Here is a 21,204-nt window from a genome sequence, read left to right as displayed (position 1 = left end):
TTATGAGCTGGTTTAAAAATGTATGGAACCGCATGTTTACTGATGACACTGATGAAATCGAAGAAGAGGCAGTTTATGAAGCACCCCCGGCTGAAAAGAAGGAAAAAGCGCCTTTTCGTTTCCCCTTGATTCCGGATGAAGAAAAAGACGATTTTATCCATGACGTAAAACGGGCAGAAAACCGTCCGAAAATGCCTATTTTTGATGAGCAGGAAAGAGAGATTCTTCGAAAAGAATCTATGCCGGCTGCAGAGAAGCCAATTATGGGGCCTAAAGAAGCGCCAGTCCGCCCAACGGCAGCGAAGCGAAAAGCTAAAACACCCGAACTTCCTGCTGCTGCGCGCCGTTTCGAACCAAGCCGCTCCGTTTCATCGGTCTATGGCTATAATACGGCACGTCCTGCGCCTACCCAAAAAATGACGGAAGAAAGAGAAAGCAAGTATAACCGCGAATTGCATGATGAAGCGATTCAGGAAAGAGCAAGAGCCGGCTGGCATAAGCCAAGACCGGTAGTGGAACATGAAATTGCACCGATCTTCGAGGAAGAACGGACACAGCAGACGGTTCGTGAAACGATAGAAGAAACACCGAAAGCTGAAAGGGAAGCACCAACGGATCTACGTGCATCCAAAGCTTCTGAAGACACGGAAGTTGTAACATCGGAATTTGTCGAAGAGCAGGCTGTACCCGATACTGGCCATGTACATAGGGAGCCATCGATTGACACCACAGAAGTCAAAGAATCGGCTCCTATTGGTGAAACAGTGCTGGAACTGGAGTCAGGAGCAATCCCAGAACCTGAAGTATATCAAGAGCCGGAACCGGAACTGGAACCGGAAATTCACCAAGAACCAGAATCATATCAAGATCCACAACCTGAACCGGAGAATGAGTTAGTGACAGAATCGAACCCGGAATTAGATTCGGCTACAGAAGCAGAGGCGGCTCCGGAATTAAAGCAAGATACAGAAACAAAACCATCAGCGGCGCCAAAGCGTGAAAAAACCGTGCCATTCAATGTGCTGATGCTCAAATCTGATAAAGAACTATTGAAAAATAAGGCGCAATCGCGTCCTATCGTCACACCAAAACTTGAAAATTCAGTTGTGCAAGCGGAAAAAAAAACGGCAGATTCAGTTGAAGAGCCGAAGCAAGCACTGAATTCAGTATCTGAAGCTGAATCGAAAGCCTATGAATTTCCGTTGCCGGAATATTTAATGCCTCCTGAAAATGACCGGAAAGACGAAGAGTGGATGGAGGAGCAGGGTGAGCGCCTGATTGAAGCTTTATCATATTTCCAGATCAAAGCTGAAATTTTGAGCACTGTCCAAGGACCTGCCGTCACACAATTCGAGCTGAAGGTCGCTCAAGGGATTAAAGTCAGCAAAATCCGCAACTTAGCGGATGATTTGAAATTGGCATTGGCTGCCAGGGATATCCGGATTCAGGCACCGATTCCCGGCAAGAGCTCCATCGGCATCGAAATACCGAACCGGACAAGCCGTGCAGTACGCATTTCGGAGATTATCGGCAGCCCGGTTTTCGAAGAGTCGGATTCTCCGCTGGAAGCGGCACTAGGATTGGATTTGACAGGCAAGCCGGTCACATTGGATTTGCGAAAAATGCCGCACGGCCTGATTGCTGGGGCTACAGGCTCCGGTAAATCCGTCTGCATTAATTCACTGTTGGTCAGCTTGCTCTATAAATCCTCGCCAAGAGATCTGAAGCTGCTGTTGATCGATCCGAAGATGGTCGAGCTGGCACCTTATAATCATATCCCGCATCTTGTCAGCCCAGTCATTACAGATGTCAAAGCGGCAACCGCTTCGCTCAAATGGGCAGTGGAAGAAATGGAGCGCCGCTACCAATTGTTTGCCCACAGTGGCGTCCGCGATATCAGCCGTTACAATAAGCTGGTGAAAGAAAAAGGGGATCATGCGCAGCATCTGCCCTATATCCTGATAGTGATCGACGAGTTGGCAGACTTGATGATGATGTCTCCATCAGACGTCGAGGATTCAATTTGCCGGATTGCGCAGAAAGCGCGTGCCTGCGGAATCCATTTGGTGATTGCGACGCAAAGGCCGTCTGTTGACGTTATTACCGGGTTGATCAAATCTAATATCCCGACACGCATTGCTTTCTCAGTTTCTTCACAGGTGGACAGCCGCACGATCCTCGATTCCCAGGGAGCGGAGCGTCTTCTCGGAAGAGGGGACATGCTGTATCTTGGAAATGGCATGTCGGCACCCAGCCGTCTGCAAGGAACGTTCGTCACCGACGACGAGATTGAAAAAGTCATCGAGCATGTGAGGTTGCAGGGGAAACCCGAATACTTCTTTAAAGAAGAGGAATTGATCAAGCGAAGCGAGTCCCCGGCTGAGCAGGATGATCTCTTTGAAGAGGCCTGCCGTTTTATCATGGCACAGGGGAGTGCTTCGACGTCCCTTCTGCAGCGGAAATTCCATATCGGCTATAATCGTGCAGCCCGATTGATGGATCTGATCGAACAGCATGGCTTTATATCCGAGCAGAATGGCAGCAAAGCCCGTTCGGTTTTGATTACTGAAAATGATATTGAAGAAGTATTCCATTAAACCGTATATCTGCTTTCCGCAAATACTTTGCCAACTAAAGAAATAGAAAGAATACTGGCTCATTTCAGCGAATGATAAATTTGTGATATAATTTTGTATTGTGTTTATCCACATCAGCTATAGAATTCGCTATGCGATTTATGTAGACTAATTTTCAACTCCCACAGGAGGTTCATTTATGACAGTTTTACATTTTACCGGAATCAAAGGTTCCGGTATGAGTCCACTTGCACAAATCATGCATGATATGGGCGAACAAGTACAAGGTTCTGATATCGAGCAGCACTTCTTTACTGAAGACCGTCTTCGTGAAAGAGGCATAACCATTCTGCCGTTCGACGCAAATAATATTGAAAAAGACATGACAATCATTGCAGGCAATGCTTTTGGTGATGATCATGCTGAATTGGTCAAAGCACGTGAATTGGGTGCGACAATTATCCGGTACCATCAGTTCCTTGGTGACCTGATGAAGCAATATGTATCAGTCGCCATCACAGGTGCACACGGCAAAACTTCGACAACCGGTTTGATGGCCCACGTATTGGGCGGATATAAACCTGTCTCTTATTTAATTGGAGACGGAACGGGCGTAGGCCAGGCAGACTCCCATTTCTTTGTGGCAGAAGCCTGTGAATACCGCCGCCATTTCCTGGCCTATCACCCTGATTACGCTATCATGACGAATATCGACTATGACCATCCTGATTATTTTACGGGTGTTGATGATGTTTTCAAAGCGTTCGAGGAAATGGCCCAACAAGTAAAGAAATGCATCATTGCCTGCGGAGATGATGAATTTCTTCAACAGATCCAGGCACCCGTTCCGGTCGTCTACTACGGATTTGGGGAAGAAAATGATTTCCAGGCGAGAAACATCGTGAAAACTGTGGAAGGGACTACTTTCGATGTAGTGATTCGTAACGAATTTTTCCATACTTTCACGATTCCGATGTTTGGCGACCATGCCATTCTGAATGCATTGGCGGTCATTTCTCTGTGCCATTATGAAAGCATACCAGCTGATATCATCCAGCAGCAGTTTGAGGATTTTGAAGGCGTCAAGCGACGCTTTACACAAACCGCAATCGGTGATCGGATTTTGATTGACGACTATGCGCATCATCCAACGGAAATTCGTGCGACTTTGCAATCTGCGCGCCAGAAGTACCCGGAGCGGGAGCTCATCGCGATTTTCCAGCCGCATACATTTACGCGGACCCAGACATTCCTGCAGGAGTTTGCCGACTGTCTGCTTGAAGCGGATCATGTGTATCTCTGTGATATTTTCGGTTCTGCACGCGAAAAAGCAGGTACATTGAAAATCCAGGATCTAGCGGAAAAAATCGAAAATAGCCAGTTGCTTCAATTGGATGAGGTAGGTTCCTTAGCAGCGCACGGCAATGCCGTTTATCTGTTCATGGGAGCAGGAGACGTCACCAAATTCCAGGAAGCTTTCGAAACGACATTAAATACAGGAGAAACGGTTTAACTTTCGGGTTAAACTGTTTTTTTTATGCAGGTATGCAATAGTTTTTGTCGAATAATAATAGAGACCGTGTTTAATCCAAACTCATCAAGGGTAGAAAAAGGATATAACATAATTCGCTTAAAGGAGGAAACAGGATGGATTGGCAAATCTTGCTTTACATTGCCGCGATCGTAGCCGCTATTGGATTCTTAATTCTATGCGTAGCGTTGGCAATGACATTAAATTCGCTGAAAAACACATTAAAAGAAGTTTCAGGCACCGTAGCTGGTCTTGAAAATCAATTGCAGGGGGTAACGTTGGAAACGACGAATCTATTGCATAAGACAAATGAACTAGCTGAAGACATTCAAGTAAAATCAGAAAAATTGAATGGTGTAGTTGACGCGGTAAAAGGCGTCGGCAACTCTGTTACTGATTTGAACTCTACTGTCCGCCATATCACTTCACGTGTAGGTGTGCAGGTTGAACAGAATGAAGACAAGATTGCTCAAGTTGTTCAATGGGGTAATGTGGTCATGGGCATCCGTGATAAATGGAATGAGCGCAAGATCTATGAAGCTCGCGCAAACTCAACTTATACACCAGTACCCGGACAAAAAAAATTGCCTCATAACGAACAATACTAAAAATTGTTTTACCACTAACTAATTGGAGGGAATATCAATGAGCAGAAACAAAGACTTTAACAATCAATCCAACTTCAACGATTCACAGTACAATAAGGACTACTATACACAGGGTGGACAGTACAGCCAGAACAGCGGCCAAAAATACCAGCAAAGTGATTATGTACCTCAATCTTATGGAGCTTCCAACCGTTATGACGACCTGTACGATTACGAAGAATCAGGTGGGGGCTCAAGTTTCCTAGTTGGTATTTTAGTCGGTGGAATCGTCGGGGCTGCTGCAGCATTATTCCTGGCGCCTAAATCCGGGAAAGAATTCCAAGCTGACCTTAAAACTCAGGCGACCACTTTAAAAGAAAAAGCATCGCAGCAGTCAGATTCAAGCGATGATGGTTCAGGTGGCTTTGCCCAACAATTGAAAGACCAGTCGACCAAAGTAGTCGATAAAGTGAAAAATATAAAAGGTGGAAGTTCGCCTATGGACGACGGAACGGCTTCGTCAGAAGGTGAAGAATCCATCGACATCCATTCAACTGTGCAAAATACAGCAAATAAATCAGACAGCAACGGTTCTGATGCTTTCACTTCCACTGCCAATGCATTAAAAGAAGCAGTTGAAGAGGTGAAAGAAGAAAAGAAATCGGGTTCAAGTTCGTCAGTAGCCGGCAATACAGGCAGCAGTACCAACAGCAACACAGCAAACACGAGCAAAGGTCCAAATACGACCAGCAGCAACAACAACAGCAATAAATCGTCGAATCCAAGCAATAAATCAACAAACAATTCATCAAGCAACAACCAAAACAAAAAGAATTAATCTGGGAGCGGTTTAGATGAAAAATTTAGTGCATGTAGACAATCTGGACAGTCTGAAACAGGCAGTGGGGCATAATCAGCATTACTGGCTATTTAAACACAGCAGTACATGTCCGGTATCCGCTAAGGCGTGGAATGAGTATAACGAGTATTGCTCACTGCACCCAAACCAAATCTTCCTTTATCTAGTCGTACAGGAAGATCGGGAATTCTCTCAAGCGATTGAAGAGATTACGGGAGTTAAGCACGAATCGCCCCAATTGTTCCATTTCACTAGTCAAAAAGTGGATTGGCACGCTTCCCATAATGATATCAAAAGAGAATCCATGCAGGAATTTATAGCTTAAAAAAGAGCCGAAGCCTTGATGCTTCGGCTTTTTCATGCCAAAAATACTTTAGCGCGTTGAATCGCTAAAATAAATTCCGTGACTTTACCGAATAGTTTGCTTATAATAGTCCTATCATGTTAATATGAGTCACCTGATAAAGGTTATTCGCGAAAGGGGAAGTTATAGAATGAGTAATTTAGAGTTAGAGCAACTAAGAGAAAAAGTGGACGCAGTCAACCTGCAGATTCTGTCTCTTATCAATGAGAGAGCTTCCGTAATTCAAGACATCGGTAAATTGAAAGAGAAGCAAGGAGTTGACCGTTACGATCCATTGCGGGAACGCCATATGCTGAACTTGCTGAAAGATAATAATAACGGTCCGTTAGAACAGAAGACCGTTGATCATATTTTCAAGGAAATCTTCAAATCAGCCTTGAATATGCAAGAAGAAGATACACGCAAAGCATTGTTGGTTTCGCGTAAAAAGAAAGCAGAAGACACGGTTATTACGATCAATGGCGAACAAGTGGGCGCTGGAGAACCTTCTTTCATCTTTGGCCCATGTGCAGTAGAATCGCAGGAACAAGTATCGAAAGTTGCTGAAGCCATCGGAGCAAAAGGCTTGAAGATGATTCGTGGTGGAGCTTACAAGCCGCGTACATCGCCTTACGATTTCCAGGGACTTGGCTTAGAAGGATTGAAGATGCTGAAAAAAGCGGCTGATCAATACAATTTAGCTGTTGTTTCAGAAATCGTCACTCCAGGACATTTGGAAGCTGCACTTGATTACGTGGATGTTGTCCAAGTTGGCGCACGCAACATGCAGAACTTCGAACTATTGAAAGCGGTCGGCTCGATCAATAAGCCGGTTCTCTTGAAACGCGGAATGTCAGCGACTATTGAAGAATTCATCAACGCAGCTGAATACATCATCGCTTCAGGAAACGAAAACATCATCTTATGTGAACGCGGTATCCGCACATACGAAAAAGCGACACGCAACACACTCGATATCTCAGCAGTGCCAATCCTGAAACAGGAAACGCACCTGCCAGTATTTGTTGACGTGACTCACTCGACAGGTCGCCGTGACTTATTGCTTCCAGCCGCTAAAGCTGCAATCGCAATCGGAGCGGACGGCGTGATGGCTGAAGTTCACCCAGATCCAGCAGTAGCATTATCAGATGCTCAACAGCAAATGGATTTAGGCCAGTTTGACGAATACTACGATGCTTTGATGAAGTTCATGAAACAATATGAAATGAAAGTGTGAAGCTGAAAAGCCGGTTAACTCCGGCTTTTCTTTTTTTTAGTTGATATTATTGAAGATTTTGTCGTATGATTAGAGAAAGACTGGAAAAGGAGGGCGCACAATGACCGTTACGATATACGATGTGGCAAGAGAAGCGAACGTTTCCATGGCTACTGTGTCACGTGTAGTAAATGCCAATCAAAACGTTAAACCTGCCACAAGAAAGAAAGTACTGAAAGTGATAGAAGAATTGGGCTATCGTCCAAATGCTGTCGCTCGTGGACTTGCAAGTAAGAAGACAACGACGGTCGGCGTCATCATACCCGATATTTCCAATAGCCTATATGCTGAACTAGCCCGTGGAATTGAAGATATCGCTACAATGTACCGCTACAATATTATCTTGTCCAACTCAGACCAGAACGAAAATAAGGAACTTCAGTTGTTGGAGACTATGCTTGGAAAACAGGTGGATGGAATAGTCTTTATGAGTGATGTAATTTCAACTGAACTTCTTTACGAAATGAAACGTTCTCCGACGCCAATCGTCTTGGCTGGTTCAATCGATGAATCTGCGGCGATTGCCTCAGTGAACATCGATTATTACGGAGCTGCCTTTGAAGCAGTTAAGAAATTTACAGACAATGGCCATAAGAAAATCGCCTTTATCTCAGGCCCGATGACTTCGATGATCAATAAAGAGTACAAGTTGAAAGCCTATATAGAAGCCTTGGCAGAAGCAGGCATCGACTATGATGAGAATCTGGTCATTGAATGCAATAATTCGTATGATGAGGGGATTGAAGCCGTCCAAACATTGGCTCCTTTCGAACCGACTGCTTATTTTGTCAGCAACGACGAAATGTCTATTGGGGTCATTCATGGATTGGAAGAGCAAGGGAAGAAAATTCCAGCGGATGCAGAAATCATCAGCTATGAGAATTCCAAGCTGGCCCGTATGGCTCGTCCGATGCTGACATCAGTAGCTTTCCCGCTTTATGATATTGGGGCTGTTTCTATGCGTTTACTGACCAAATATATGAACAATGAAGAAATCGAAGAAAAACAAGTAATTCTTCCATACCGGATCGAAGAAAGACAATCGACCAAAAACGATTAACAGCCGATTCCATTGTAAGAAAAAATGGGATCAGAACCAGGAAAACCTGTCCGGATAGAGCCTATCCAGGCAGGTTTTCTTTTTCATTCAGCTGACTTATGTAGGTGGTGGTTAAAGTTCAATCGCCTGAAATTGAAAGAGCCAGCGGGATTAATCCCGCTGGCTCTTTTACTTTGTCGATAACCCTGGTTAGTTATTGCGGATCATATAAAGAGCCTTGTTCAGCATTTGAAGGTTCTTATCCGTAATTTCCGCTTTGCGCGGAATGGCTTTGTACATATTGGGCGGATCTTCCCAGGTATCGATCAACTTGACTGGAGATTCCGGTTGCCATTTCTCCATCCACGATTCGGGTAATTTGCCTGAAGGGAGGGGAAGATTGTTCATCTCCATCCAGATTAATGACCAGGCACGGGGAACAACGCGCCAAATATCGTAACCGCCGCCTCCGACAGCTATCCAGCGGCCCTCACAATACTCGTGAGCGAGTTCATGGGCGATCTTGGGTATTTCCTTGTAAATATTCATTGTACCGTATAAATGGGTCAGAGGGTCCAAATAATGGGCGTCTGCTCCGTTCTGAGTCAAAATGACATCTGGCTTAAAGAATTCAATGATTTCCTTCATGGAAGTACGATAGATTTCAAGAAAAGACTCATCTTCCGTAAAGGCATCTATCGGAAAATTAAAAGAAGTGCCATATCCTTGGCCACTGCCACGCTCATTGATGTTGCCGGTTCCGGGGAACAAATAGCGGCCCGTTTCATGGATGGAGACAGTGCAGACATCGGGATCATCATAAAAGCTCCATTGAACGCCGTCTCCATGATGGGCATCTGTATCAATATACAAGACACGGGCATTGTATTTGCTTTTCAGGTAATTGATGGCCACCGAGCTGTCATTGTAGATGCAAAATCCGGAAGCTTTTCCTCGGAAGCCATGATGAAGGCCACCGCCTAAATTCAAAGCATGTTGTGCCTTGCCTTCCATGACATAATCGACGGCAGTCAATGTCCCGCCGACTAAGCGGGCACTGGCTTCGTGCATGTTTTCAAAAATGGGTGTATCATCCGTACCGATTCCGTAGCCTTCACCGGCTTCCGGAGTTACTTGACCAATACTTGCTTTTTTAACGATATCGATATACCGCTCGTCGTGTGCCAATAATAATTCTTCATCAGTCGCAATACGCGCAGGAACGATTAAATCATCTGGAAGCGCATTCATTTTTTTTAATAAATCAATCGTTAAAACCAGTCTTTTCTGGTTGAATGGATGTGTTTCAGAAAATTTATACCCCAATTGATCTTCTGAAAAGATGAATACTGCATGTTTCATTCGTTCACTTGAGGCATGCTTGGCCATAAGACATCGAATCCTTCTTTTTTCAGATCGCTGATAATGGCGAGTGGATTCATCGTTTGAACTCGGAAAACAAGGATCTTATTGTTCTTGTTTTCTCTGTCGGGGTAAACGAGGACACTCAGCACATTAACATTCTGTTCATGAAATACTTTCGAAACTTCATAAAGGATACCGGACCGGTTCTTCACCCGAACTTCAATTTGGGATCCGGGTTGGTGTGCGCCCGTCAATTCAATGAAGGTATACAAAAGATCCGTCTCTGTCAGGAAGCCGACAAGCTCCTGGTTGCTGACGACCGGAATACAGCCGATTTTGTGCTCGTAAAATATCATCGCCACTTCTTCCACGAAGTCGAGGGGATGGGCTGTCACCGGATTGGGTGTCATGATTTCTTCGACTTTCTTTTTGTAAGGTTCACCTTTTGGAGACACCGTAAATCTTGAAGGGACAGCGTCTTTGAGGTCGCGGTCGGTCACAATGCCGACCACTTTGCCATCCTTCAAAACTGGAGCATGACGGATCCGCTTGTCTTTGAATAAGTCCATGATGTCCTGTACAGTCTGATCGGAACGTAATGTATAGACATCGGTTTTCATAATTTCTTCCACTAACATATGAACACCCCTTTTGAGTTAAATCAATACATATAGCGATTCATGAACCGCAGCTGATCAAATTTTTGGATCGATTCATTATCGACCCGGCTACCGATTTTGGCCATTAAGCAATTGGCAGGATGGGAACTGATTTCGGGATCATCGGTGGCGTAATATTCCAAGCCGCCAGCCTGCATCATTTTCTCCATGATCTTTCGGTATTCCCAAACATTCAACCCGGTCCCTTTTAAATCCCAATGCCAATAGTACTCGGTCGTAATGACGATGAAGTCTTCAAAAGCGTCATCTTCCATCGAAATTTTCAATAATGATTTCCCAACCCCGCTGCCCCTATATTTCGGGATGACTTCAATCGCCCCTAGCTCGATCAGGTTGTCCATTTTGCCTTCTGACCAGCGTTCTAAAGGATCAGGATATAAGAAGGTGACATAACCGACAATCATCTTCTCTTCTCGCGCGATGAGAATCCGCCCTTCCGGCAAATCAGCAATTTCCACAATAGCTTGATGCTGTTGAGCCGGTGGCCTGAAAGCGACCAGGTCTTCATGAAAATCAAGTTTGCTCAATTCTTTTCCGGGAAGAGGCCCTTCAATGATCAGAAGACCATGTTTGGTTTCCAGTTCCATGGAATTATACGTTTTTTTATGTTCCATCATTTCACCGCCTGTAGAATGCAATTAGCTACATTATACATGAACAAAAGTGGATTTGGAAAAAGTCTGGCGAAATAAACTATAATTTTCTAAAAAGTTAAAATAATTCGCATTCAATTGTGACAATGTTGTAGAATATAAGGTAATCGATAATGAAAGGGTGATCAGGATGAAAGTGGAAGCGTTACCAGCAAGAGCAGGGGTGCATCAATTACATAATTATGAAGAGATTGCTGCAAACTTCGATTGGGCTGAAGTCGAGAAAGAATTCAGTTGGTATGAAAGCGGAAAAGTGAATATGGCTCATGAAGCGATTGACCGCCATGCCGATTCCGATCGAAAAAATAAAGTAGCGCTGTATTACAAAGATCAGAACAGAAATGAGTCGTATACATTCTATGAGATGAAACGTATGACAAACCGTGCAGCCAATTTGTTGAAGGAGAATTCGACATTGCAAAAAGGAGACCGGATCTTTATTTTCATGCCGCGTTCTCCGGAATTGTATTTCCTTATGTTCGGGGCATTGAAAATGGGCCTTATTGTAGGGCCGTTGTTTGAGGCATTCATGGAAGGCGCCATCTATGACCGATTGGATGACAGTGAAGCTAAGTCGATCATCACGACGCCAGATCTGCTGGAGCGGGTGCCTTATGACCGGTTGCCGAATCTTGAAACCATTTTCCTTGTTGGAGATGATATCACGGAACAGGAAGGGCAGATCGATGTGTTGAAGCATCTGCGTTCCCGTTCAGATAAATTCGAACTTGAATGGTTGGATAAAGAGGATGGCTTGGTCCTTCACTATACTTCGGGTTCTACCGGTAAACCAAAAGGTGTGCTGCATGCACAGTATGCCATGGTGCAGCAATACCAGACCGGGAAATGGGTATTGGACTTCAACGAAACCGATATTTACTGGTGTACGGCGGATCCGGGCTGGGTGACAGGGACAGCGTACGGCGTGTTCTCTCCATGGCTGAATGGGGTAACGACTGTTATTCTGGGAGGCCGCTTCTCCCCGGACGGCTGGTATCAAGCCATCGAGGATTATGGCGTCACTGTCTGGTACAGTGCACCGACGGCGTTCCGTATGCTCATGGGCGCGGGGGACGCGTTAGTGGAAGAATATGATTTATCGACACTTCGCCATGTGTTGTCAGTAGGTGAACCATTGAATCCTGAAGTGGTCAGATGGGGAGCACAGGTATTCGATCGACGCATCCATGATACTTGGTGGATGACGGAAACGGGTGCACAGACAATCTGTAATTATCCAGCGATGGACATAAAGCCTGGATCTATGGGTAAACCGGTACCGGGCATCAAAGTCGCGATCGTGGATGACCAGGGCAATGAATTGCCGCCTAACCAAATGGGCAATTTGGCGATTGAAAAAGGCTGGCCAGCGATGATGCGCCAGATTTGGAACAATCCTGCCAAATACGATTCCTATTTCCTGAAGGATAAATGGTATGTGTCAGGAGATTCAGCTTATATGGACGAAGAAGGTTATTTCTGGTTCCAGGGACGTGTGGATGACGTCATCATGACGTCAGGTGAGCGTGTCGGACCGTTCGAAGTGGAAAGCAAGTTGCTGGAACATCCGGCGATTGCAGAAGCTGGGGTTATCGGCAAGCCGGATCCGGTCCGTGGAGAAATCATCAAAGCCTTTGTCGCTTTGGTTGACGGCTACGAACCCTCTGACGAATTGACAGAGGATATCCGCCAATTCGTCAAAAAAGGCTTGGCTGCGCATGCAGCACCACGTGAAATCGAGTTTAAGGATAAACTACCGAAAACACGCAGCGGTAAGATTATGCGCCGGGTGCTGAAGGCTTGGGAGTTGGACTTGCCGACAGGTGACTTGTCTACAATGGAAGATTGAAAGCAAAAAGAGCAGCATGCGAAATTTCGCTTGCTGCTCTTTTTTGTAGAGAAAAAGACCGACTCGCGGGTTATGCGAGTCGGTCTTAATGTGTTAGGCCGCATCATCTTCAGCTGGCTCTTCTGGTTCTTCTGGCTCTTCAGGAGCCGGTTCTTCTTCTTTTGGTTCTTCAGGTTCTTCTTCGGGAGAAGTTTCTTCTTCCTCTGCTGGAGGCGTTTCAACTTCTTCAGCAGGTGTTTCAACTTCCGGTTCCGGCTCTTTCTCTTCCGGTGGCGGGGTTGGTTCAGGTTTTGGTACAGGCTTTGGCTTCGGTGCAGCGATGTTGACACTGTTTGAAGCAGCCGACTGCTTGCCTGTAATATCCACTGCTACTACGGTGTAACTTCCTGCACCAGAAGCGGTATATGAATTGCTGCTCGACTCTGAGATGGAAGCGACACGTGAACCGTTTTTGTAAACACGGTATCCGACTACGTCATTTGAACCGGAATTGGTCCAAGTAATTGTATTTCCGCTGATGGAAGCTCCGACACTTCCAGGAGCGACACTGTCAGCTTCGAAACTTGCACCTGAGACAACTGAAGAGAATCTGGAGTTGCCCGGGAACAATTTGCCGGCGTCTCCACCGAATGGTGCCATCATGCGATCAATGTATTTCTGTGAAACAGCAATTCCTCCGCCTGAAGTGAATTCACTTGGCGTGCTGGACAAAGCAGCGTAACGTTTTCCATTGATTGTGGTAAACGAACCACTTGTTAAACTGTCATCCGCTTTTGTCGGAACCATGGCATCCGCATTGAACAAATCAGATGTCACGAGACCAGCGGTTGAACAGGCGCCGCCTGGAGCAAGACCTGAAATGCTGCAGAACGACCGGGTTACGACGCCTTTCGGAGCTTTGAATGTTTCATTGGCTCCAATTAAATCCGGTGTAGTTTGGTATGTCGAATTCATCAGGCTCGCCCATAACTGATTAACGCGTAGGGAAGGAGGCAAATTGACATTTTGGAAATTGTCGAGTGAATACTTTTCACGGTCATATCCAAGCCATAGGCCCATTGTGATGTTCGGATTATATCCCACTAGCCAAACATCTCTTGTTTCTTGTGTAGTTCCTGTTTTACCGGCAAAATCAGCGCTGAAATTCAGCATGTCATTGGCACGGTTGGCTGTACCTCTATCTGTTTTGAAGACATCCCGCAGCATGTCTGTCAGAACGTAGGCTGTTTGGGGTGTATAGATTTCCTGTTCTTCGGTTTCGTGTTCAAAAACGATATTGCCATCCGCATCTTCAATGCGTTGGATCATATACGGTTCAATTCTTTTGCCGCCGTTGGCGATGGTAGCATATCCACTGGTAAGTTCTTCAACAGAGCCTTCGATTCCGCCGCCTAAGGCCGTTGAAGGATAGTAATTTTCTTTTTCTTCAACTTGGGAGAAGCCGGCATTGATCAAATAATTGATCGGCATTTTTTCTCTGATTTGGCCGAACAGGCGAAGGGCAGGCAAGTTCTGTGACTGTGCCAATGCATCGCGTGCAGGCATGATGCCTTGTTCACTTGAGGCGATGAAGTTGGCCGGAGTCCAAGGTGTGCCGTTATCATTTAAGGTGAATTGTACATCGACAACTGGACTTCCGGCACCGATGTTTCCATATTCAATGGCTGGTCCGTAAACGAGTAGAGGTTTTACGGTAGAACCGATTGAACGGTATGCTTGAGTTGCATGGTTCAATTCTTCTATTTCGTGGTCACGGCCGCCTACAAAACTTAAAATGCGCCCAGTTTTATTTTCGAGCATCATGCTTCCGACCTGGACGGGAAGTTCTTTCATTTCCTCTTCGCCGTCTTCGTTGGTTGATGGTACGGTTAATGTTGTGCCGTAGCGCGTGTAGGCGTCTTTTGCTTCTTCGTGTGCATCGAATAGCTCTTTATTGATGGTCGAGTGTATGCGGTAACCGTTCGATCGGACGGCCCGATCGGCTAGAATTGCGTATTCTTCATAAAGCTTGTCATTTTCTTCAAGCGTTGTCGGGTCGACACCATCTTTTTCAGCAAGAATGTCCATGATGATCCGAGCCGCCCGTTTTTCGACTTCTACGGTGACAAACTTGTAGTTCTCACGTGCACGGGATTCTCGTGGACGAAAATCCTTTACGATATCGTAGGCAAGGGCTTCATTGTATTCTTCTTCAGTAATGTACTCGGTTTCTTTCATCCGATACAACACTGTTTTCATCCGGTCGATTCCGGGTTGTAATCCTTCAGCTTCTTTTGGTTCACCACTTGAAGTGTAAGGGGTGTAGCGGAAAGGGGCTTTTGGAATTCCTGCGATGAAAGCTGCTTGCGGCAGGTTCAATTCACTTGCTGACACATTGAAAATGCCGTTGGCCGCAGTTTCAATCCCGGCGATGTTAGCACCGGTATAGTTTCTGCCGTAAGGGATGATGTTGAGATACGCTTCCATGATTTCGTCTTTTGTCATGAATTTTTCAAGGCGCATGGCAAGCAGGATCTCTTTTGCTTTTCGTTCATAGGAAACTTCGTTCGTCAAAATCTGATTCTTGATCAATTGCTGCGTCAGCGTCGATCCGCCTGTTTGGCTGTCGGAATTCGAGACATCTTGCAGCAAACCGCGAAGAATGGCTTTCGGCACAATTCCTTCGTGTTCCATGAAGTATTCGTCCTCGGTCGCAAGGACAGCATCAACGGCTACATCGGAGATTTTATCAAGTGATGTCTCTTTTCGTTCCAGATCTGTCTGGATTTTCCCGATATACACTTCATTATCGAAAAACATTTCGGAGGTTTCTTCATAGCTGTAGATTTCCCCACGCATTTCATCGGGAGTCCGAAGCTTTTCTTCATCCACCAGCGAAGCGAAATAGCCCGCCCCGACTGATGCGGCGAAAACTCCGCCTGTCACCAGCACAATCGCCAGGATCAATGCAAGATTCCAGATGACTCCTGATGTGATGCTCAGTCGTTTGAACCACTTTGTCGAGGTCCATCTATCGGTTGTTTCCTCAGCTTTACTTATCCAATTTTTCATTTTATCACGCACGTTATCGCCCTCCTAAAATCCATTATATTATATCATATTCTCATAACTGTACCTAAACTTATTGACAATGCCATATAATAAAGTAAACTACTAGTATATTTCATATTAAAACGATGAAGAGTCCGAAGTAGAACGTGTGATTTTGTTTAGAGAGCCGGTGGGTGGTGTGAACCGGTCAAAATGCATGGATCGAATTACAGGCCTGGAGTTTACGGAAGTGCCCCGTTCGGCACATGATGAGAGGGAGAATCTATTCTCCAAGCTGGGTGGTACCGCGCAATTGCGCCCCTGCATGATTTTTTCATGCAGGGGCTTTTTATGTGGATGTTTATCGCTCCCATCGTTTCAAACTAGTAAGGAGGAATTGGAATGACTAACAAATTAATTCAGGATTTACAATGGCGGGGGCTTTTATACCAGCAAACCGACGAAGAAGGCATGGAGAAATTGCTCGACGACCAGAAGATTTCTTTATACTGTGGAGTGGACCCGACTGCGGACAGCATGCACATCGGGCATATTGTTCCATTGTTGACGCTGCGCCGCTTTCAGATTCACGGCCATCAGCCGATTTTATTGGTTGGCGGCGCGACCGGCATGATTGGAGATCCTTCAGGACGGAACGAAGAGCGCCAACTGCAGACGACAGAACAGATCGACCGCAATGTTGAAGGCATCAAAGTTCAAATGGAACAGATTTTCGACTTCCAATCGGAAAACGGAGCGAAAATGGTCAACAACCGCGATTGGGTCGGCAAGATGAGTGTCATCGAATTCCTTCGCGATTACGGTAAACTGATTTCGGTCAATTACATGCTGGCTAAAGATTCAGTGGCCACACGCTTGGAAACTGGAATTTCTTTCACGGAGTTCTCCTACACGCTGATCCAGGCAATCGACTTTAACCATTTGTACAACGAGCACAATTGCCGCATCCAGATCGGCGGGTCCGATCAATGGGGCAATATCACTTCCGGCCTTGAAATGATCCGCAAAACGCATGATGAGGAAGCTAAAGCATTCGGTATCACCATTCCGCTTGTCACAAAAGCGGATGGCACAAAATTCGGCAAATCAGCCGGCGGTGCTGTCTGGCTGGATCCGAAAAAAACAACACCTTATGAGTTTTACCAGTTCTGGATCAACGCAGCAGATGCGGATGTCATCAAATACTTGAAGATCTTCACCTTCATCAGCCGTGAAGAAATTGAAGCATTGGAAGTTACAGTGGAAACGGAAGCGCATTTGCGGAAAGCGCAAAAAACGCTGGCCGAAGAAATGACCAAATTGATCCATGGGGAAGACGCATTGGCTGATGCACAGCGCATCACAAAAGCTCTTTTCAGTGGAGATTTGAAAGCATTGTCGTCTTCTGAGATGAAAGCGGCATTTAAGGATGTTCCGTCAGTGGAAATGGCAAAAGAAAGCAAATCCATCGTCGACTTGATCGTAGAAGCCGGAATTTCTTCATCGAAAAGACAGGCGCGTGAAGACGTTACAAATGGAGCGATTTCTGTAAATGGGGAAAAAGTGACGGATTTGGAATATGTCGTTGATGAAAAAGATCGGTTGGAAGATGCCTTTGCCATTATCCGTCGGGGCAAAAAGAAATACCATATGGTGCAATTCCAGTAAGAAGCATTCAAACAGGACAGCCGGATTTTTTCTGGGGTGTCCTGTTTTTTAGTTAACTGAAAAATGTGGAATCGGGGTTTATTCGGCAAGTCAGCGGGTAACATGGGAAATGAACGACGATTGACTTTACTAAAACTTCAGGGAGGCGTTAGAAATGTCAAGAGTAGTTGGATCTTATGAAACAGAAGACCAAGCCATCCGTGCGATTGAAGAGTTGCAGCGGGAAGGCCACAACAGTGAGGAAATATCAGTTTTGAGTAAAGATAAGCGCGAAACCGAAGCTGTTGCGGAAGAAACCGGAACACAGGTAGGAGAAGGCGCTGCTGCAGGTGCAGCGACAGGCGGCGTGTTGGGCGGCCTCGGCGGAGTGCTGGCAGGTATCGGTGCTTTGGCCATTCCTGGGATTGGACCTATTGTTGCAGCTGGTCCGATAGCTGCTGGCTTGACAGGTGCTGCTGCAGGCGCTGGAGTAGGCGGGCTTGCCGGTGCTCTCATCGGCATGGGAATACCGGACGATGAAGCGGAACGGTACGAAACGCATTTTAATGAAGGAAAAATACTGGTGCTGGTCGAGGATGACAGAAGTTCGATACCCGACCGCAATGACCGCGATACATTCACAGGAGAGCGCGATCCGCTTATCGGCAATGACAGTACGACGACGATAAGAGGCGACCGGAGCCGGGTGGATAATGATCCGTTGGACGGTGGACGTCGCGGGCAAGCTGGATTGTAAAGTGAAGCGATAGAAAAAAAGGCCATCCTCGATTGGATGGCCTTTTCGATTGGGAACCGGTCACTCTAGCGGCCGGCTCCGTCAATCAACTTATAAATTTAAATCTGCTTTTCTTTTATGAAGCGCGGCAGTTCCATATCATGGAATTCCTCAGGATGAATTAATTTACCCAGGCGGATAGCGCCTTCAATCAGTCTTGGAGAAGGGCGGCAATAGAGTTCTTCCTCCATGACATGAATGTGGTCGATTGCCTTCATTTCATTCCATCCGGGACGTTTTTTGACAAGTTCCGGTTTGACTTTCGAGCTCAAGACGCCGACCCAGGCAAGCAGGATGTAATCAGGTTGGCGTTCGCGTACATCAGCCCAATCTGTTTGGATATTGGCGGAATCGGTCCCATCGAATAGGTTGCGGGCACCGGTCATGCTGCTGATCTCCGTCAGCCAATTGATGTTGCCGGGAGTGAAGACAGGCTTTGGCCACCATTCCCAGTAAAGGGAGGGGCGGGACCCTGCTTTTTGTCCCCGTGATTTGATGTCTTCAATAACGTGCAGGTATTCAGCATGTACAGCATTGGCGTCTATTCCACAGGCATCAGCCACCGTCAACAGATCCTGCCCGATTTCCTCTAGTGTTTGGGGATCGAGTACAAGGTGGGGGATTTTTCTTCGAACCAGTTCGTCGACGTTCTTTTCCATACCTGGAACACTCAGGGACGCCAAAACCAGGTCAGGTTCCAATGCCTCGAGTTCATCCATCCGGATTGACAGGTCAGGCCCCAACCGCGGCAATGCCGTGATTTCTTTTGGCCAGTCAGAAAAATCATCGATGCCGACCAGCAGGTGTTCAGCATCCAAAAACGCCAGTAATTCTGTATTGCTCGGACAAATTGAAATAATTCGCATCCGGCTCCACCTCCATTTTTCATTAGTTTAACATGTCTCAAGAAAAAATTTCTTCTCAATTGATGAAATTATACAAACAAAGTATGATAAAGGAGACGGTGAATTAACCGGTGCCGATACATATCCTGTTTTTAAAGCGGAGGAGACCGTGATTTTGAGTGTTTAACTCACCGGCAGATGGGTAGGCATAATGAGTGGAAGAAAATGCAATTCATGTTGATTAAATAAATAACTGAAGTGAAATTTTAAGTGAGAGCGGGGTGAAGCTATTGCCGGAGGGGCAGAAGAGTCTGGAGGATTGAGTCATCTCAGTTTCTTCTGTCGATTTATTGCAATAGCTGTTAAATGTTGAAAGATCAAGACTTATTTGAACACTTAAGCAACCGAACCTGGGAAATGACAGAGGAGTGGTATAGCTCTTTGGACAAAAGCAAAGCCGGAGTTTACGGTTCGACCGATCCTGAGAAAGTCGCTTTGCTGAAAAAACAGAATCACGAATTCCATCTGCGGTTTTGTGCCATGTTCGAAAAGGAAAACCATGAATTTGTAGCAGATTTTCAGGATTGGATAGAAACGATCGCAAAAGATGAAGCGCATTTGGATACACCGATTGTAGAGGTCATCGAGGAGTTTTTCCGAACACAGCAGCAGTACCTCGAGGAAATTGGAGCCTATGCTTTAAGCCATAAAGATAAGGTGAGCCACGAAAGGTTGGTGGAATGGACGAAAGCAGTCGTTCAAACCATCGGTAAAGTCATCGTTGAGTTCACCGACAAGAATTCAAAAGCTGCAGAAAAACGGATGAATTCCCAGCAGCAGATGATCGTGGAAATGAGTGCACCTGTCATTCTGCTGGCTAAAAAGACCGGCATGCTGCCGTTGATCGGTGAAATCACACCGCACCGCGCAGAAATCATGTTCGAAAAAGCGCTGGCGCAAAGCTCCAAGCACAACCTGGAAAAGCTGTTCATCGATTTATCCGGCGTCCCACTAATCGATACGATGGTGGCCCAGCAGGTATTCCAACTGATCAAAGGGCTGGAAATCATCGGAGTGCAAGTGGCATTGTCAGGCATCAGTCCAGTCATCGCCCAAACGGCGGTGCAATTAGGCATTAAGTTCATCGATATCGAAGTCTACAACACACTTGCTCAAGCATTAAAACAAAATAGAGTCCATTTAGTCTAAATACAGTGGAAATCCCCAGAGCGGTCGGCGGCTCCGGGGATTTTTTTATGCGTTTTGTGTTGTTGTTTGCGCAATACGCTGGTTTGCTTGCGGAATAAGGAATTTGTTTGCAGTAAACCGGAGTTTGTTTGCAGTAAAGAAAAAAATGCCTCCCGGACGAGGCCCGTACAAAGAATCCGGAAAAAAAACCCTCGAAACCATTGAATTAACAAGGTTTCGAGGGTTTTCAACACTACCATTACGTAATTTTTCAATTAACGTGAGTAGTACTCAACGATCAACTGTTCGTTGATTTCAGCAGACAATTCGCTGCGCTCTGGAAGGCGTACGAAAGTTCCTGTTTTGCTATCAGTATCGATAGTTACGTATTCAGGAACAAAGTTGTTTACTTCGATTGCTTCGTTTACTACATCAAGGTTGCTTGATTTTTCACGGAAAGCAATTGTTTGTCCTGGTTTCACGCTGAATGACGGAATGTCAACGCGTTTGCCATCAACAAGGATGTGACCGTGGTTTACGATTTGGCGAGCTTGGCGACGAGTGCGCGCAAGGCCTAAACGATAAACAACGTTATCAAGGCGAGCTTCAAGAAGGATCATGAAGTTTTCACCGTGCTTACCAGGCATTTTGCCGGCTTTGTTGAACAAAGTTTTGAACTGACGTTCGTTGACTCCGTACATGAACCGTAGTTTTTGTTTTTCTTGTAGTTGCAAACCATATTCAGAAACTTTTCTGCGTTGGTTAGCACCGTGTTGACCTGGTGCGTAAGGGCGTTTTTCTAATTCTTTACCTGTACCTGTAAGGGAAATTCCCAAACGGCGTGACAGTTTCCATGATGGACCTGTATAACGAGACATAGTAGTCTCCTCCTCTGTTTTTGGTTTTTAGAGTAAAATAAAAACCAGATGCATTCATGCTG

17 protein-coding genes and 1 other annotated feature are annotated in these 21,204 nt (G+C 45.7%); of the genes, 11 read left to right on the top strand and 6 right to left on the bottom strand.

What is annotated here, in order from left to right:
- Nucleotides 1–2: 2 nt before the first annotated feature.
- The 7 genes from ACRC6Q_RS17350 (at nucleotide 3) to ccpA (ending at nucleotide 8,232) form a co-directional block, all read left to right on the top strand.
- Nucleotides 3–2,597: a DNA translocase FtsK gene (locus ACRC6Q_RS17350; protein WP_431467143.1), complete on the top strand. Its 2,595-nt coding sequence runs from the start codon at nucleotides 3–5 to the stop codon at nucleotides 2,595–2,597.
- A gap of 178 nt (nucleotides 2,598–2,775) precedes the next feature.
- On the top strand, nucleotides 2,776–4,089 hold the full coding sequence (gene murC / locus ACRC6Q_RS17345) for a UDP-N-acetylmuramate--L-alanine ligase (RefSeq protein WP_223642169.1): 1,314 nt from the start codon (nucleotides 2,776–2,778) through the stop codon (nucleotides 4,087–4,089).
- 134 nt (nucleotides 4,090–4,223) lie between these two features.
- Nucleotides 4,224–4,715 carry a DUF948 domain-containing protein gene (locus ACRC6Q_RS17340; protein WP_223642171.1) on the top strand — a complete coding sequence of 164 codons (492 nt, stop codon included), beginning with the start codon at nucleotides 4,224–4,226 and terminating at the stop codon, nucleotides 4,713–4,715.
- Between the two features lie 37 nt (nucleotides 4,716–4,752).
- A complete protein-coding gene (locus tag ACRC6Q_RS17335; protein WP_223642173.1) occupies nucleotides 4,753–5,532 on the top strand; it encodes a YtxH domain-containing protein in 780 nt (259 codons plus the stop codon).
- A 16-nt stretch (nucleotides 5,533–5,548) separates the two neighbouring features.
- Complete coding sequence (ytxJ, locus tag ACRC6Q_RS17330; protein ID WP_223642175.1) at nucleotides 5,549–5,878, top strand: bacillithiol system redox-active protein YtxJ; 330 nt, start codon at nucleotides 5,549–5,551, stop codon at nucleotides 5,876–5,878.
- Nucleotides 5,879–6,047: 169 nt separating this feature from the next.
- Nucleotides 6,048–7,133, top strand: a complete 1,086-nt coding sequence (locus tag ACRC6Q_RS17325) for a bifunctional 3-deoxy-7-phosphoheptulonate synthase/chorismate mutase (protein WP_223642177.1) — start codon at nucleotides 6,048–6,050, stop codon at nucleotides 7,131–7,133.
- 100 nt (nucleotides 7,134–7,233) lie between these two features.
- Complete coding sequence (gene ccpA, locus ACRC6Q_RS17320; protein WP_223642179.1) at nucleotides 7,234–8,232, top strand: catabolite control protein A; 999 nt, start codon at nucleotides 7,234–7,236, stop codon at nucleotides 8,230–8,232.
- Nucleotides 8,233–8,421: 189 nt separating this feature from the next.
- Here ccpA and ACRC6Q_RS17315 read toward each other — a convergent pair whose 3' ends face one another.
- Genes ACRC6Q_RS17315 through ACRC6Q_RS17305 form a run of 3 tightly spaced genes read right to left on the bottom strand, consistent with a single transcriptional unit; the run spans nucleotide 8,422 to nucleotide 10,870 of the window.
- Nucleotides 8,422–9,573, bottom strand: a complete 1,152-nt coding sequence (locus ACRC6Q_RS17315) for an acetoin utilization protein AcuC (RefSeq protein ID WP_431467169.1) — start codon at nucleotides 9,571–9,573, stop codon at nucleotides 8,422–8,424.
- Nucleotides 9,570–10,214 carry an acetoin utilization AcuB family protein gene (locus ACRC6Q_RS17310; RefSeq protein WP_431467142.1) on the bottom strand — a complete coding sequence of 215 codons (645 nt, stop codon included), beginning with the start codon at nucleotides 10,212–10,214 and terminating at the stop codon, nucleotides 9,570–9,572. Before ACRC6Q_RS17310 ends, ACRC6Q_RS17315 begins: the two co-directional genes overlap by 4 nt.
- A 23-nt stretch (nucleotides 10,215–10,237) precedes the next feature.
- Entirely contained in the window at nucleotides 10,238–10,870 is a 633-nt protein-coding gene (locus tag ACRC6Q_RS17305; protein ID WP_223642191.1) for a GNAT family N-acetyltransferase, read from the bottom strand.
- Between the two features lie 169 nt (nucleotides 10,871–11,039).
- Between ACRC6Q_RS17305 and acsA the strand changes: the two genes are divergently transcribed.
- Nucleotides 11,040–12,758 (top strand): acetate--CoA ligase, encoded by a 1,719-nt coding sequence (acsA, locus tag ACRC6Q_RS17300; protein ID WP_223642193.1) that lies wholly within the window; start codon nucleotides 11,040–11,042, stop codon nucleotides 12,756–12,758.
- A gap of 93 nt (nucleotides 12,759–12,851) precedes the next feature.
- Here acsA and ACRC6Q_RS17295 read toward each other — a convergent pair whose 3' ends face one another.
- On the bottom strand, nucleotides 12,852–15,821 hold the full coding sequence (locus ACRC6Q_RS17295) for a transglycosylase domain-containing protein (RefSeq protein WP_431467141.1): 2,970 nt from the start codon (nucleotides 15,819–15,821) through the stop codon (nucleotides 12,852–12,854).
- A 104-nt stretch (nucleotides 15,822–15,925) separates the two neighbouring features.
- Nucleotides 15,926–16,114, top strand: a binding site (T-box leader).
- 76 nt (nucleotides 16,115–16,190) lie between these two features.
- Here ACRC6Q_RS17295 and tyrS point away from each other — a divergent pair.
- Both tyrS and ACRC6Q_RS17285 read left to right on the top strand, forming a co-directional pair.
- The gene (gene tyrS / locus ACRC6Q_RS17290; protein WP_431467140.1) at nucleotides 16,191–17,456 is read left to right on the top strand and encodes a tyrosine--tRNA ligase; all 1,266 of its coding nucleotides are present in this window, start codon (nucleotides 16,191–16,193) and stop codon (nucleotides 17,454–17,456) included.
- Between the two features lie 154 nt (nucleotides 17,457–17,610).
- Complete coding sequence (locus tag ACRC6Q_RS17285; RefSeq protein ID WP_431467139.1) at nucleotides 17,611–18,192, top strand: general stress protein; 582 nt, start codon at nucleotides 17,611–17,613, stop codon at nucleotides 18,190–18,192.
- 98 nt (nucleotides 18,193–18,290) lie between these two features.
- Here ACRC6Q_RS17285 and ACRC6Q_RS17280 read toward each other — a convergent pair whose 3' ends face one another.
- Entirely contained in the window at nucleotides 18,291–19,097 is an 807-nt protein-coding gene (locus tag ACRC6Q_RS17280) for a cobalamin-binding protein (protein ID WP_223642201.1), read from the bottom strand.
- A 420-nt stretch (nucleotides 19,098–19,517) separates the two neighbouring features.
- On the opposite strand from ACRC6Q_RS17280, the gene ACRC6Q_RS17275 reads away from it, so the two are divergent.
- A complete protein-coding gene (locus ACRC6Q_RS17275; RefSeq protein ID WP_223642203.1) occupies nucleotides 19,518–20,285 on the top strand; it encodes an STAS domain-containing protein in 768 nt (255 codons plus the stop codon).
- A gap of 254 nt (nucleotides 20,286–20,539) precedes the next feature.
- Here ACRC6Q_RS17275 and rpsD read toward each other — a convergent pair whose 3' ends face one another.
- Complete coding sequence (gene rpsD, locus ACRC6Q_RS17270) at nucleotides 20,540–21,142, bottom strand: 30S ribosomal protein S4 (RefSeq protein WP_008429073.1); 603 nt, start codon at nucleotides 21,140–21,142, stop codon at nucleotides 20,540–20,542.
- Nucleotides 21,143–21,204 lie beyond the last annotated feature (62 nt).

It is taken from the genome of Planococcus sp. SE5232 (assembly GCF_050686535.1).
In the GTDB taxonomy this organism is placed as follows: domain Bacteria; phylum Bacillota; class Bacilli; order Bacillales_A; family Planococcaceae; genus Planococcus.
The sequence above is the reverse complement of the archived record's forward strand: the minus strand, read 5'-3'. Positions and strand labels throughout refer to the sequence as shown.